This window comes from Pseudoalteromonas sp. APAL1, from assembly GCF_021532475.1.
Lineage (GTDB): Bacteria > Pseudomonadota > Gammaproteobacteria > Enterobacterales > Alteromonadaceae > Pseudoalteromonas > Pseudoalteromonas lipolytica_C.
The window spans coordinates 97,465-111,547 of record NZ_JAKGAW010000012.1 but is presented as its reverse complement, the minus strand read 5'-3'; the positions used below and the strand labels follow the sequence as shown (position 1 = coordinate 111,547).

Annotated in this window: 13 protein-coding genes and 7 tRNA genes; 7 read left to right on the top strand and 13 right to left on the bottom strand. The window is 41.5% G+C overall.

The window, feature by feature from the left end; translation table 11 throughout:
- Positions 1 to 36: 36 nt before the first annotated feature.
- The 13 genes from L1264_RS08460 to lolB all read right to left on the bottom strand — a co-directional run bounded on the left by L1264_RS08460 (position 37) and on the right by lolB (position 6,592).
- Positions 37 to 121: transfer RNA gene (locus L1264_RS08460), tRNA-Leu, on the bottom strand.
- A gap of 71 nt (positions 122 to 192) precedes the next feature.
- A tRNA-Gln gene (locus L1264_RS08455) sits at positions 193 to 267 on the bottom strand.
- Between the two features lie 40 nt (positions 268 to 307).
- Positions 308 to 392, bottom strand: a tRNA-Leu gene (locus L1264_RS08450).
- Positions 393 to 479: 87 nt separating this feature from the next.
- Positions 480 to 556 (bottom strand) — tRNA-Met (locus L1264_RS08445).
- Positions 557 to 560: 4 nt separating this feature from the next.
- Positions 561 to 635: transfer RNA gene (locus L1264_RS08440), tRNA-Gln, on the bottom strand.
- 36 nt (positions 636 to 671) lie between these two features.
- Positions 672 to 756 (bottom strand) — tRNA-Leu (locus L1264_RS08435).
- Between the two features lie 143 nt (positions 757 to 899).
- A tRNA-Met gene (locus L1264_RS08430) sits at positions 900 to 976 on the bottom strand.
- A 639-nt stretch (positions 977 to 1,615) separates the two neighbouring features.
- Positions 1,616 to 2,707 carry a redox-regulated ATPase YchF gene (ychF, locus tag L1264_RS08425; RefSeq protein ID WP_135924135.1) on the bottom strand — a complete coding sequence of 364 codons (1,092 nt, stop codon included), beginning with the start codon at positions 2,705 to 2,707 and terminating at the stop codon, positions 1,616 to 1,618.
- A 34-nt stretch (positions 2,708 to 2,741) separates the two neighbouring features.
- Positions 2,742 to 3,326, bottom strand: coding sequence for an aminoacyl-tRNA hydrolase (gene pth, locus L1264_RS08420; protein WP_135924136.1), 585 nt, complete (start codon positions 3,324 to 3,326; stop codon positions 2,742 to 2,744).
- A gap of 19 nt (positions 3,327 to 3,345) precedes the next feature.
- Positions 3,346 to 3,957 (bottom strand): 50S ribosomal protein L25/general stress protein Ctc, encoded by a 612-nt coding sequence (locus L1264_RS08415; RefSeq protein WP_135924137.1) that lies wholly within the window; start codon positions 3,955 to 3,957, stop codon positions 3,346 to 3,348.
- Between the two features lie 151 nt (positions 3,958 to 4,108).
- Positions 4,109 to 5,056 (bottom strand): ribose-phosphate pyrophosphokinase, encoded by a 948-nt coding sequence (locus L1264_RS08410; protein WP_135924138.1) that lies wholly within the window; start codon positions 5,054 to 5,056, stop codon positions 4,109 to 4,111.
- A 79-nt stretch (positions 5,057 to 5,135) separates the two neighbouring features.
- Complete coding sequence (gene ispE / locus L1264_RS08405; protein ID WP_135924139.1) at positions 5,136 to 6,002, bottom strand: 4-(cytidine 5'-diphospho)-2-C-methyl-D-erythritol kinase; 867 nt, start codon at positions 6,000 to 6,002, stop codon at positions 5,136 to 5,138.
- A gap of 2 nt (positions 6,003 to 6,004) precedes the next feature.
- Positions 6,005 to 6,592 (bottom strand): lipoprotein insertase outer membrane protein LolB, encoded by a 588-nt coding sequence (lolB, locus tag L1264_RS08400; RefSeq protein ID WP_135924140.1) that lies wholly within the window; start codon positions 6,590 to 6,592, stop codon positions 6,005 to 6,007.
- 83 nt (positions 6,593 to 6,675) lie between these two features.
- Between lolB and hemA the strand changes: the two genes are divergently transcribed.
- From hemA to L1264_RS08365, 7 genes are all read left to right on the top strand, one after another.
- Positions 6,676 to 7,932: a glutamyl-tRNA reductase gene (gene hemA, locus L1264_RS08395; RefSeq protein WP_171040414.1), complete on the top strand. Its 1,257-nt coding sequence runs from the start codon at positions 6,676 to 6,678 to the stop codon at positions 7,930 to 7,932.
- A gap of 7 nt (positions 7,933 to 7,939) precedes the next feature.
- Positions 7,940 to 9,025: a peptide chain release factor 1 gene (prfA, locus tag L1264_RS08390; protein ID WP_135924142.1), complete on the top strand. Its 1,086-nt coding sequence runs from the start codon at positions 7,940 to 7,942 to the stop codon at positions 9,023 to 9,025.
- Positions 9,026 to 9,027: 2 nt separating this feature from the next.
- Entirely contained in the window at positions 9,028 to 9,870 is an 843-nt protein-coding gene (prmC, locus tag L1264_RS08385; RefSeq protein ID WP_199525828.1) for a peptide chain release factor N(5)-glutamine methyltransferase, read from the top strand.
- A gap of 45 nt (positions 9,871 to 9,915) precedes the next feature.
- Complete coding sequence (locus L1264_RS08380) at positions 9,916 to 11,454, top strand: DUF3369 domain-containing protein (RefSeq protein ID WP_199525826.1); 1,539 nt, start codon at positions 9,916 to 9,918, stop codon at positions 11,452 to 11,454.
- Between the two features lie 21 nt (positions 11,455 to 11,475).
- On the top strand, positions 11,476 to 11,850 hold the full coding sequence (locus tag L1264_RS08375; protein WP_199525825.1) for a SirB2 family protein: 375 nt from the start codon (positions 11,476 to 11,478) through the stop codon (positions 11,848 to 11,850).
- A 132-nt stretch (positions 11,851 to 11,982) separates the two neighbouring features.
- Positions 11,983 to 12,810 (top strand): tetratricopeptide repeat protein, encoded by an 828-nt coding sequence (locus L1264_RS08370; RefSeq protein WP_135924146.1) that lies wholly within the window; start codon positions 11,983 to 11,985, stop codon positions 12,808 to 12,810.
- 15 nt (positions 12,811 to 12,825) lie between these two features.
- Positions 12,826 to 14,079 carry a DUF819 family protein gene (locus L1264_RS08365; RefSeq protein WP_135924147.1) on the top strand — a complete coding sequence of 418 codons (1,254 nt, stop codon included), beginning with the start codon at positions 12,826 to 12,828 and terminating at the stop codon, positions 14,077 to 14,079.
- Positions 14,080 to 14,083: the final 4 nt, after the last annotated feature.

Below are 14,083 nucleotides of genomic sequence, written 5' to 3'. Positions count from 1 at the left end.
AGAATAATTTGATAGTTTGAGTTCTTATCAAGAACATGGTGCGGAAGGAGAGACTTGAACTCTCACAACCGAAGTTACTGGAACCTAAATCCAGCGCGTCTACCAATTCCGCCACTCCCGCATCATTTGTACTAAATGTACTGGTAGTTATTTTAAGCTCTTCATTGAGCATTCTTCGTCACTTTAAGAAAGTGGCTGGGATACCAGGATTTGAACCTGGGAATGGCAGGATCAAAACCTGCTGCCTTACCGCTTGGCGATATCCCAACAAAGAATAATTTGATAGTTTGAGTTCTTATCAAGAACATGGTGCGGAAGGAGAGACTTGAACTCTCACAACCGAAGTTACTGGAACCTAAATCCAGCGCGTCTACCAATTCCGCCACTCCCGCATCATTCGTACTAAAAGTACTGGTAGTTATTTTAAACTCTTCATTGAGTGCAGCTTAAACTCCTGCAGAGCCATTCTAAATAAAGAATGGTGGCTAAGACGGGATTTGAACCTGTGACCCCATCATTATGAGTGATGTGCTCTAACCAACTGAGCTACTTAGCCATCGTGGCTGGGATACCAGGATTTGAACCTGGGAATGGCAGGATCAAAACCTGCTGCCTTACCGCTTGGCGATATCCCAACAAAAGCTTGATAGTTTTAGTTCTTATCAAGAACATGGTGCGGAAGGAGAGACTTGAACTCTCACAACCGAAGTTACTGGAACCTAAATCCAGCGCGTCTACCAATTCCGCCACTCCCGCACATAGTGTGATGCAAGTCTATAGTAATGGAACCTAAATCCAGCGTCTTAATCAAGACATCGGCCAATTCCGCCACTCCCGCATCATTCGTACTAAAAGTACTGGTAGTTATTTTAAACTCTTCATTGAGCAACAAGAAAGAATGGTGGCTAAGACGGGATTTGAACCTGTGACCCCATCATTATGAGTGATGTGCTCTAACCAACTGAGCTACTTAGCCATCTTTTTTGTTAGCACTTCATCGCTGAGTGCGGGGCGTATTATGCTGATATGACCTAAATCCGTCAATACCTTTTTTGCAAAAAAACGCTTATCAGTGTTTGTTTGCATTAAAATTAAGCTAAGTGGCTAAATTTCATTTGAATTGCTGTTTTTTTGACTGCTATTTACCAATTTAAAACTGCAATGTGTTTTGTAACTGTTTAAATACTGATTTTAAGTTGCTTGATTTTCAAACAAAAATCAAGCAACAAAAATAGATAATTTCTTTTTATAGGATGTTTGCTTGTTAAAAACAACAAAAGAACTTATTTCTTAAAGTGATTGCAGCTAAAAGAGCACTCGATTTCGATCTTTGTTTCTTTAAGTAAAGACGTGGTTTGGTAGTAAATCAACTAACAGCGGAACAATCCAGCACTAAAAAACCTTAATCCTTTGTCAAATTATGTTTGGCTGTATCGGCGCTAATACCAATTTGCCAAGTTCGTGATAAGCGTCCATTGCTTGGAATAGACGGTTAAATCTAGCAAATAGCTAGGAGTGACAAATGATATGGTGGTTAGTAGCAAGTTTAAAAGATGATAAGCAATAAAAAAGGCTCGTAGTAACGAGCCTTTTAAAATTTTATCAGCGAAGCTGCTTATACATTGAATAAGAAGTTCATTACATCGCCGTCTTTAACAATGTACTCTTTACCTTCTTGGCGCATTTTACCTGCTTCTTTTGCACCGCTTTCACCTTTGTACTCGATATAATCATCAAAAGCGATAGTTTGTGCTCGGATGAAGCCACGCTCAAAGTCAGTGTGAATTTTACCTGCAGCTTGAGGCGCAGTTGCACCTACTGGAATTGTCCATGCACGTACTTCTTTTACACCAGCGGTGAAGTAAGTTTGTAATTTAAGTAACTCGTAACCACCACGGATCACTAAGTTAAGACCAGGCTCTTCTAAACCTAGGTCAGCCATAAACTCTAACTTGTCTTCTTCTTCAAGCTCAGACAGTTCAGATTCGATAGCCGCACAAACTGGGATCACAACGGCATCTTCTGCAGCAGCGATTTCACGAACTTTGTCTAGGTATGGATTATTTTCAAAACCATCTTCAGCAACGTTTGCAATGTACATAGTCGGTTTAATCGTTAAGAAGTTAAGTGGCTTAATTGCTGCTTTTTCTTCTTTTGTTAACTCTAATGAACGAAGAGTTAAACCTTCATCAAGGTGTGCTTTTACCTTTTCAAGTACTGCATTTTGCTCTTTAGCGTCTTTATCGCCGCCTTTTGCCTTTTTAGCGTTACGAACAAGTGCTTTATCGGCACTATCCATATCGGCTAGTACTAACTCAGTATTAATAACATCAATATCATCTGCAGGGTCAATAGTGCCTGCTACGTGTACGATGTTCTCATCTTCAAAGCAACGAACAACATGGCCAATCGCGTCAGTTTCACGAATGTTTGCAAGGAACTGATTACCTAAACCTTCACCTTTAGATGCGCCTTTTACTAGACCTGCAATATCAACGAATTCCATCGTTGTTGGTAAAATACGCTGAGGATTTACAATAGCAGCTAACGCATTTAAGCGTGCATCAGGAACCGGAACCACGCCAGTGTTTGGCTCAATGGTACAGAAAGGGAAGTTAGCGGCTTCAATACCCGCTTTAGTTAGTGCATTAAATAGTGTTGATTTACCAACATTTGGCAAACCAACGATGCCACATTTAAAACCCATAGTAAGATACCTTGTGTAATTTCAAATAAACGATTTAAGGTTTAAATGAATGTAGTCTGTTTTGTGCTTTTAACACACCATCTTTTGCAAGAATTTCCATACAACGAACTGCTTCGTCAACTGCGGCATCCATTTTTTCTTGGTCTTCTTTCGCGGCTTTACCCAGTACCCAGCCCGTAACCATTTCACGGTGACCAGGATGACCAATGCCAATACGAAGGCGCATGAAATCTTTTTGGTTTGCCATTTTCGCGATAATGTCTTTTAAACCATTGTGGCCGCCATGACCGCCACCTTTTTTTAGTTTAGCAATCCCGGGTTCGAGATCCATTTCGTCATGTGCGACGAGGATATTTTCGACAGGAATTTTAAAGAAATTAGCGAGACTACTCACCGCCTTACCGCTTAAATTCATATAAGTAGTAGGGATCAGTAATTTAAATTCTTGGCCTTGAATGATCACTTTGCCTGTTAGGCCATGATATTTAGGATCGTGTTTGAGTGTGCAGTTATAACGTGCAGCAAGTTCTTCGATGAACCAGGCACCTGCATTATGGCGTGTGTTTGCGTATTCGGGGCCTGGATTAGCCAGGCCCACAAGCATTTGAATAGAATTCAAGGTGTTGACACCTTAAAAATTATTCTGCAGCGTCTTCTGAAGCTTCGTCTTCAGCAGGAGCAGCTTTGTTAGCTTTAACAGTAACAATTGACTGATCGTGGTCTGCGCCTTTAGCTAGCTCAACAGATGTAACACCTGCTGGTAGTTTAAGGTCAGAAAGGTGGATTGAATCACCAGCTACTAAGCCTGCAACGTCAACTTCAACGAACTCAGGAAGTGACTTAGGAAGACACGTGATTTCGATTTCAGTTAATTGGTGAACAACAGTGTTACCTGCTTTAGTTACTTTCTCTTCACCGATGAAGTGTACTGGCACTTTAGTGTGAAGTTTGTGAGAAGCATCTACACGTTGGAAGTCTAAGTGAGTGATCTTAGGCTTGAATGGGTGACGTTGAATATCTTTAAGGATAGCTTCAACTGACTCGCCACCGATGTTTAAAGTAAGGATGTGCGTGTAGAAACCTTCGTCTTCTTGCGCTTTGATCATATCTTTGTGTGCAAGAACGATAGATGCAGCTTCTTTGTCAGCACCGTAAAGGATTGCAGGAACTTTATCTTCACGGCGTAGGCGGCGGCTCGCACCAGTACCTGTTTCTGTACGTAATTCTGCATTGTATGTATAAGTTGACATAATGTCTCCAATAATTAATAGTCTTAGGGCCTTTGCGACCAAGGTCCCCAGCCAAAAGGCGCGCTATCATACCACCCCTTTCGGGGAAAATAAATAACGACTACAAAAAAAGCACCTAGACGGTGCTTTTTGAATATCTTCGCGTTGTTGATTAGTGTTCAAACATCGCTGAGATAGATTCTTCATTGCTGATACGACGAATTGTTTCAGCAAGCATATCTGCAAGCGTAAGCACTTTGATTTTATCAATTGCTTTAAGCTCATCAGATAAGGTAATTGAGTCAGTTACAATCACTTCGTCAATTACTGAGTTACGGATGTTTTCAGCGGCATTACCTGAAAGCACAGGGTGAGTTGCATACGCAAATACACGTTTAGCACCATGCTCTTTAAGAGCAGCAGCGGCTTTACATAATGTACCACCGGTATCGATCATGTCATCAACGATGATACAGTCGCGGCCTTCAACGTCACCAATAATGTGCATTACTTGTGAAACGTTTGCTTGTGGGCGGCGCTTGTCGATAATAGCTAGGTCAGTGTCATTTAATAGCTTCGCAATAGCACGAGCACGAACAACACCACCGATATCTGGAGAAACAACAACAACGTCATCGAAGTCGCGTTCTTTCATATCTTCTAATAGCACTGGGCTACCGAATACGTTATCAACTGGTACGTCGAAGAAACCTTGAATTTGTTCAGCGTGTAAATCAACCGTCAATACGCGGTCAACACCAACACTAGAAAGGAAGTCTGCAACAACTTTAGCAGTAATTGGCACACGAGCAGAGCGCACACGGCGGTCTTGACGTGAATAACCAAAGTATGGAATAACTGCTGTGATACGACCAGCAGATGCACGACGAAGGGCATCAACCATAACGATAAGCTCCATTAAGTTATCGTTAGTAGGGTTACAGGTTGATTGAATGATGAAAACGTCAGAACCACGAACATTTTCATTAATTTGAACACTGATCTCACCGTCACTAAAACGGCCAACAACAGCATCGCCTAATTCAATATACAAACGTTTTGCAACTTTTTGAGCTAGCTCAGGTGTTGCGTTACCAGCGAAGAGCTTCATGTCAGGCACGGTAGGGTTCCTCAGGCACTGAATTTTGGGACTAACAGGCTATGGTAGACACCAAAGCAGGTTAACATTTACTTGTACGTTACTTCATAGCAAAGTGAGCATTTAATGCTTTATGAGCAGGTGAAAGTGTAGCACTACTTGCAACAAAACCTGTCCATTTATCTGGTAACTGAGCTAAAACTTGTTGTGCTTGTGCCTGGGTTGAAAACTCAGCAAAGCAACAAGCGCCCGTACCAGTCATCTTTGACGGGGCGTATTTTAGCAACCACTGCAGGACTTTTTCAACCTCGGGGCAGAGCTTTTTAACCAAAGGCTCACAATCATTGCCTAAATTTTCCGTTTGCCAGTCTACTTTTAACTTGGGTGTGTCACGTTTTAAATCAGGATGGGTAAAAATTTTCGCGGTGCTGACATGCTCCCCAGGATGTATTACACAAAACCAACTTTGCGGTAATTCTACATTTTCTAGTTGCTCGCCAATACCATGAGCAATTGCTGTGTGGCCATTTATAAACACTGGTACATCGGCTCCAAGCGTCACCCCAAGTTTAGCTAATTCTTCGAGCGATAAATCGCACTCCCACAACTTATTGAGAGCAAGTAGGGTCGTAGCCGCATCGGATGAACCGCCACCAACACCACCGCCCATCGGTAAACGTTTTAATAGCTCGATAGTCGCACCTTGTTGGCAACCACAATGCTGCTGTAATAAACGAGCTGCCTTATATATAAGGTTGTCTGTTAAAGCAATGCCGTTTGTATCGCCAATGACAGTGATATCGGGTTCATGGGTCACTGTAAATGTTAAGTCATCACCAAATTCTAAAAAGGTAAATAAGGTTTCAAGCTCATGGTAGCCATCATCGCGACGACCATTAATATGCAAAAATAGGTTTAGTTTAGCGGGTGCGATTAATGTGAAAGGGGGCTTTAAAATGTGTGTCATGATTAATGTAACTGCCAATCATTAAGTTGAATTTTAATACGAATATGTTGATTTTTTAAAGTCAGTTTTTCTGGCAACCAATAACCATCTTGCTTGCGGTAATTTGCATAGGTAATGTGCCATTGTTGACCATTCTCTGCTTGCCAAAGCAGTGTTTTTAAACGACCTTGTTCATCGAATGATGCTTGCTCATTCTGTGCAGTACCTTTTAGCCATTTTGCGGCATTATCTAATGGAATTGAAAAGCCTGTTAACCGGTAAAGTAGTCTAGATGCATCCTGATCTGTGTAGGTGTCGCCGTCATACTCTAAAACAGCACCTTGAGGGTTTTGCTGTAACGACAGAATGCGTGTGCCAATAAAGCTAGTTAAAACCATGTCACTGTTGCGTTCATCATGTTGCCAATTTAAATTGGCTGATTGGCGTTGCTCGGTACTGATAAACGCCATTTTACCTTGTACTTGCCACTGGGTCTGTTGGTCTAGGCGGGTTTTCCAATCAGGGTAAATGTAATCAACCGTTGAAATTTTTTGCGCACAACCGCTGATAAATAAAAAAAATATGAATAAAATCAAATATTGTTTAATCAAATGTCGTTCCTTACTTTCCATATTCCGCTGATTTTTGGTAAAATTAATGCCTTTACAGCTGGGCTTAGCAATATTTGGTACATATGACCATCGTAGCACTTGGTATAAATCACAAAACCGCATCCGTAGAATTACGCGAAAAAGTTGCGTTTTCGCCTGAGCAAATGTCTGAGGCGTTACAACAATTAAGTGGCCATGCGCATTTCAATGAAGCGGTCATTGTTTCGACCTGCAACCGAACTGAAATCTATTGTAGCCTTGCCGAGCGTAATTCCCAAACCTTGTTGCACTGGTTAGCCAGTTTCCATGGTTTGGATGAACAAGAACTGAGCAACAATATCTATTATCACGAAGGTACCGAAGCCATTAATCATTTAATGCGAGTATCTTGTGGTTTAGATTCGCTGGTGCTTGGTGAGCCACAAATTTTAGGGCAAATAAAGCAAGCCTATCACAATGCAAAGACTCACGATGCAATCGGTGTAACCTTCGATCGCTTGTTTCAAAAAACCTTTTCAGTAGCAAAGCAGGTTCGTACTGAAACCGATATCGGTGCCAGCGCTGTTTCGGTTGCCTACGCAGCGGTTAATTTAGCAAAGCACATATATGGCAAGTTAGATAAAACCAATGTACTGCTTATTGGTGCTGGTGAAACAATAGAGTTGGTTGCTAAACATTTGTACCAAAATAATCCGCAAAAAATTACTGTTGCCAACAGAACTATTGAACGTGCTAAGACCCTTGCCAGCGATGTCAACGCGGATGTGATTGCACTTGCCCAGCTACCTGAGCGCCTTCATGATGCGGACATCGTAATTAGTTCAACGGCTAGTACCTTACCTATTATTGGTAAAGGGGTGGTAGAGCAAGCGCTAAAAAAGCGTCGCCATAAACCAATGTTATTTATAGATATTGCAGTGCCACGCGATATCGAGAGTCAAGTAGGCGAATTAGATGCCGCCTATTTGTATTCAGTTGATGACTTACAAGCCATAGTAAGCGAGAATATCGCCGCCCGAGAGCAGGCCGCCGAACAAGCGCAAACCATTATTCGCTCTCGTACCGATGAATTTGCTATGTGGTTGCGTTCACTCGATTCGGTGGATTTGATTCGCCATTATCGCAACGATGTACAAGATATAAAGTCAGAACTTGTTGAAAAAGCCCTCAGTCAGCTGCAAGCAGGCAAAGAGGCAGAAAAAGTTATACTCGAGTTGGCAAATAAACTGACCAACCGCTTGATGCACGCACCTACCCGTGCCATTCAAGATGCTGCTAAAAAAGGTGAAGCAGCCGAGTTAAGCCAATTAAAGAAAATGTTAGGTATTGATCAGGAATAGTCGTTAAATGAAAGAGTCTGTTTATAGAAAATTAGAAACCTTAGTTGAGCGTTATGAGGAAGTGCAAGCGCTGCTAAGCGACCCCTCTGTGATCAGCGACCAAAATCGCTTTCGTGCCTTATCTAAAGAATACTCAGAATTAGAAGAAATCGTAAAAGCGTTTTTAGCCTATCAACAAGCACAAGATGATGTTGCTACGGCTGAAGAGATGCTAAAAGACTCTGATCCTGACATGCGTGAAATGGCGCAAGAAGAATATAAAGAAGCAAAAGCACAAATTACCGAATTAGAAGACGAAATCCAAATTCTGATGTTACCAAAAGACCCGAAAGACAATAATAATGTCTATTTAGAGGTTCGTGCTGGTACCGGTGGTGATGAAGCTGCTATTTTCGCCGGTGATTTATTCCGTATGTATAGCCGCTACGCAGAAACTAAAAAGTGGAAAGTTGAAGTAGTAAGTACTAACGAAGGTGAACATGGCGGTTATAAAGAAGTCATCGCGCACATCTCTGGTGAAGGCGTGTATGGTCAGCTGAAGTTTGAATCGGGTGCTCACCGTGTTCAACGTGTACCAGAGACTGAATCGCAAGGTCGTGTTCATACATCTGCTTGTACCGTGGCAGTGATGGCTGAAATTCCTGAAGCAGAAGCAATTGAGATTAACCCTGCAGATATTAAAGTCGATACGTTCCGTGCATCGGGTGCTGGTGGTCAGCACGTAAATAAAACAGATTCAGCAATTCGTATTACTCACATTCCTACAGGTGTGGTTGTAGAGTGTCAGGATGAACGTTCACAGCATAAAAACCGTGCTAAAGCGATGTCTGTACTTGGTGCACGTTTACAACAAGCTGAAGATGAAAAGCGTCAAGCGGCTGAGGCGTCAGAACGTCGTAACTTAGTGGGCAGTGGTGACCGCTCTGAGCGTATCCGTACTTACAACTACCCACAAGGTCGTATTACAGATCACCGTATTAACTTAACACTTTATCGTTTAAATGAAGTGGTTGCAGGTGATTTAGGCTGTGTCATTGAGCCACTAATGCAAGAACACCAAGCTGACTTACTTGCTGCGATGGGCGATGAATAATCGTGCCGCAAAGCATAGAACAAGCACTTGTTACTGCGACGGCGTTATTAACGCCTAGCAGTGACAGCGCCAAGCTTGACGCGCAAGTATTGTTATTATCCATTCTTGATAAACCCCGCAGTTATTTATTCACTTGGCCAGAAAAACAACTTACCGAACAACAACAACTTGCTTTTGAACAAGCATGCCAGCGCCGCTTAAACGGCGAGCCAGTTGCTCATATTGTAGGCTTTCGTGAATTCTGGAGCCTTCCTTTAAAGGTCAATCCAACAACCTTGATCCCAAGACCTGATACCGAAACCTTAGTTGAATATGCTTTAGGTTTAGAATTACCAGCAAGTGCTAAGGTGCTTGATTTAGGCACTGGGACAGGGGCTATTGCCCTTGCGCTAGCCAGCGAAATGCCAACTTGGCAGGTTACTGGTGTCGATAGGGTCGCTGATGCAGTCGCACTAGCTGAAGAAAATAAACAACGGCTAAACATTCACAATGCTCATTTCGCATTGAGTAATTGGTTTAGTGCAGTAAAAAAAGAAAAGTTTGACCTAATTGTCAGCAATCCGCCGTATATTGAACATGATGATGACCATTTGAGCCGTGGAGATGTGCGCTTTGAACCTTTATCAGCATTAGTCGCAGATGATGACGGGATGGCTGACATCAAACAAATAATTACTATGGCGCGTGACTATTTAGCAACAAATGGCTATCTTTTAATTGAACATGGCTACCAGCAACGGGCAAAAGTTCAAGATTTTTTTGCACAAATGTCGTATAGCCATATACTTACAATTAAAGATCTTGGCGGTAATGACCGTGTAACACTTGCACAATGGCCTAAATAATAACAAAAAGGCTTGTGCGTACATAGCCTTTGAGGATCCCTTATAATGGATGATTTTTTGTTTTCGGATGAAGCACTTGATGAAGTAAATGAAGTGCTCCAAGGTAGTTGGAAAGTCATCGTGGTTGATGATGAGCCAGAAGTACACGCCGTAACAAAGCTTGCGTTGAGTGACTTCGAATTTCAAGACAAGCGTCTTGAATTTATAAGTGCTTATTCTGGGGAAGAGGCAAAGCAAGTTATACAAGAGCATCCTGATGCGGCAATTGTGTTACTTGATGTTGTTATGGAAACGGATGATGCCGGCTTAAAGGTTGCTAAATTTATCCGTGAAACTGCTAAAAACAATCATATCCGAATCATCCTAAGAACAGGTCAACCGGGCCAAGCCCCAGAGCGACAAGTAATAGTCAATTTTGATATCAACGATTATAAGTCGAAAACAGAATTAACAGCACAAAAGCTGTTTACGGTAGTGATGTCGAGTTTACGGTCGTATCGAGACATTTTATCGATTGAGCAGTCACGCTTGGGTCTTGAAAAAATCATTAAAGCATCACGCGATATTTTTTCTACTCACTCACTTGAGAGCTTTATCGAAGGTGTAATGCAGCAGCTTACTTCTTTGCTCGGTACGGTTGACCAAGCAATGTATTCAACAAGTTTAGTGGCTAGTAACCCGCAGGATAACCAAAAGAAGCTAGTGGTGTTTTCGGGCAGTGGTGAGTTTGAACGCAGTGAGGGTAAGGCGATTGAAGATGTGCTTAATGATGAGCAACTGCAAGCCTGCCAACAAGCTTTAAAAGAAAAAACCATTGTTTATCGAGAAAACTACTTATTTGCCTATTGTTGCAGTGAGTTCAATCATAACTCAATGTTATTTATATCAGGTATTCCAAAACACCTTACCGACACACAGCGCCATCTAATCGAAATTTTTTCGCAAAATGTACAGTTAGCCTACGAAAATGTGCAACTACAATCAGAAATAGAAGCAACACAACAAGAGCTAGTGTTTAGGCTAAGCGAAGCACTCGAACAACGCTCAACAGAAACAGGCAACCACGTAAAACGTGTATCGCATATTTGTTATGAGCTGGCGATAGGCTATGGCTTAGACAAACGAGAAGCAGAGTTAATTCGCCTTGCAGCGCCACTTCATGATGTTGGTAAAGTAGGTATCCCAGATTCTATATTAAACAAACCTGGACCACTGACGGATGATGAATGGTGTGTGATGAAGCAGCATGCTGAAAAAGGCCATAGTATTTTGAAAGACTCTAAACGAGAAATTGTTAACGTTGGAGCTACTATTGCTTTATCGCATCACGAGCGTTGGGATGGTGCAGGGTATCCAAAAGGTTTAAAAGGGCAAGATATTCCTATAGCTGGCCGAATTGTTGCACTTGCAGATGTGTATGATGCACTTCGTCATAAGCGCTGCTATAAAGAGCCTTGGTCGCTTGATGATGTTATAAAAGAAATAAACGCACAAAAGGGTAAACAATTTGATCCCAAGTTGATTGATGTGTTTAATGAACGCGTTCAAGAATTAGAAGACGTACTTGTACGTTATCCAGATTAATTAAAACAAGTTTAGGGTCGTATGGATTATTTAGCAGTAAAGCATACTCACATGTTATTTGCCGTGTTGAGTATAGTATTATTTTATGTTCGCTCTTTTTCACGTTTAAAGACGGGCGCTTTAGCAAAAAATAAAGTGGTGTTTATTGGTAGTCATAGTATCGACACTTTATTACTTGGATCAGCCGTTGCATTAATTGTTATGGCGGGCTTTAACCCTCTAGAGCAATCGTGGTTATTAGAAAAGATCATTCTAGTGATCCTTTACATTGTACTTGGCGTTGTTGCAGCAAAACAAAGCGCACAGGGTATGAAAGTCGCTTTACTTGCGATCACCACAGTCATCTTATTAGCAATTGGCTATTTAGCTTCTGCTAAAACAGCACTTCTTCTGTAAGAATCTCTAAGCGGTATTTTGATGGCGTGCGCCATCGTACCGCTTTTTTGTATCTCATCGCTCAGTATTGGTAACTTAGGTCAAAAGTAGGTAAACTAGCTGCTCTTTTTTGAAATAGATGTTGCAGTATAAATGACCATTCCTTGGTTTGAAGATCAAAATGAATCCTATCAAGATGAAGCCTTCGATGCATATTCATCTAAAGTGCTTTATCGTTGTATTGATGCTGAATTAAAGTGGGATCCGCAAGTAGATTTATCGGCTTGCTACGAGACACTAAATCAACTTGAAGACACGGTAGCTACTTTTTGTTCTGAAATAAAAGAGCCGCACGAACGTCTTGATAAATTACTCGATACGTTTTATCAACACTGGTTATTTAGTGTTTCTAGTTTAAAAGTCCCCGAATATACATTAAATAGTTTTCGCTATACGATTACTATGCGTAGTGGCACACAAACAACGTTGGCTATTTTACTTTGCCACTTAATACAGCATGCTGAACTTGACGCGAGTGTTACCTTGAGTCAAGGAGAAGTGCATGTACATGTAGGTATAAGTGATGAAGAGGGCTACTTAATTGAGCCTAGTACAGGCCAACAAAGTTGGTATATTACCCCAGAAAACGCGTGCGAAGAAAATGGTGATGAACAAGAGCCGCTGGAGCTAGTATTTGATGAAGAGCTATATAAGCTTTACCTAGCTCAACAAAAATGGTCGTTTATCAGCGAAAGTAAATTTGGTCATGCACTTCATTGTGTAGAGATGCTCATGGAATTATTAGGGGATGACCCTTATGAGCGTCGTGATCGGGGTTATCTTCTTAATCAGTTAGATTGCCCAAAAATGGCAAGAGATGATCTTCAGTATTTTGTGAATGAATGCCCAGATGATCCTGCTATTGAAATAATTCAGCACCAAATTGCTGAAATAGAAGACAATAATAATACACACCACTAATTTAAAGGAACATTTATGACTGACGCCCACAGTGCGCTAATTACCAATGACGCAGTCGTACTTGGTTTGCTTGCCGTTATTTTGGGGTTTATTTTTAAAACCTCTCACAGTAATAATGCTGCCTGCCAAAAATTTTATAAGTATGTACCCGCATTACTACTTTGTTATTTTTTACCTTCGTTACTCAATACCTTTGGTATTGTTGATGGCCACTCTTCAAATGTTTATTTTGTGGCATCACGTTATTTACTGCCAGCTTGCTTGATATTGCTTACTATTAGTATTGATTTAAAGGCAATTCTTAATCTTGGTCCAAAAGCACTAATTATGTTCTTAACGGGTACTATGGGTATTGTTATTGGCGGACCGCTTGCTATTTTAGTGATGAGTGCAGTGTACCCAGAGGCCGTTGGCGGTCATGGCCCTGATGCGGTTTGGCGCGGTATGACAACCATTGCTGGTAGTTGGATTGGCGGTGGTGCAAACCAAGCTTCAATGAAAGAAATGTTTGAAGTAGGCGGCGACATCTTCTCTGCAATGGTTACCGTTGATGTGATTGTGGCAAACTTATGGATGGCCGTATTGCTATTAATGGCTGCAAATCATAAAGCGATTGATGCAAAAACGGGTGCAGATACCCGTGCGATTGAAGAGCTTAAAGAGCGTGTAGAGAAATATCACGCAGAGCATGCACGTATGCCAACCTTAAATGATTACATGACGATCATTGCTATTGCCTTTGGTATTACTGGCCTTGCGCACTTTTGTGCCGACTTTTTAGGTCCGTTTTTTGGCGCTAACTTCCCTTGGGCGCAAGAGTATAGTTTAAACAGTAAATTCTTTTGGTTAATCGTTATCTCAACCACAATTGGTATTAGTTTATCGTTTACTAAAGTTCGTCATATTGAAGCTTTTGGCGCTTCAAAAGTAGCATCAAGCTTTTTATATATCCTTGTTGCTTCAATTGGCTTACACATGAATATTACCGCGATTTTTGACTCACCAATGTATTTTGTACTGGGTGTGATTTGGATGATTACCCATGCAAGCTTAATGCTTATTGTCGCGAAACTAATTAAAGCACCACTGTTTTATATGGCAGTAGGCTCTCAAGCAAATGTAGGTGGCGCAGCATCAGCACCCGTTGTTGCATCAGCATTCCATCCGTCACTTGCGCCAGTAGGTGTATTACTTGCTGTTTTGGGCTATGGTGTAGGTACTTACATGGCTTATATTTGTGGATTAATGCTACAAGCTGTTGCACCCTAAGGAA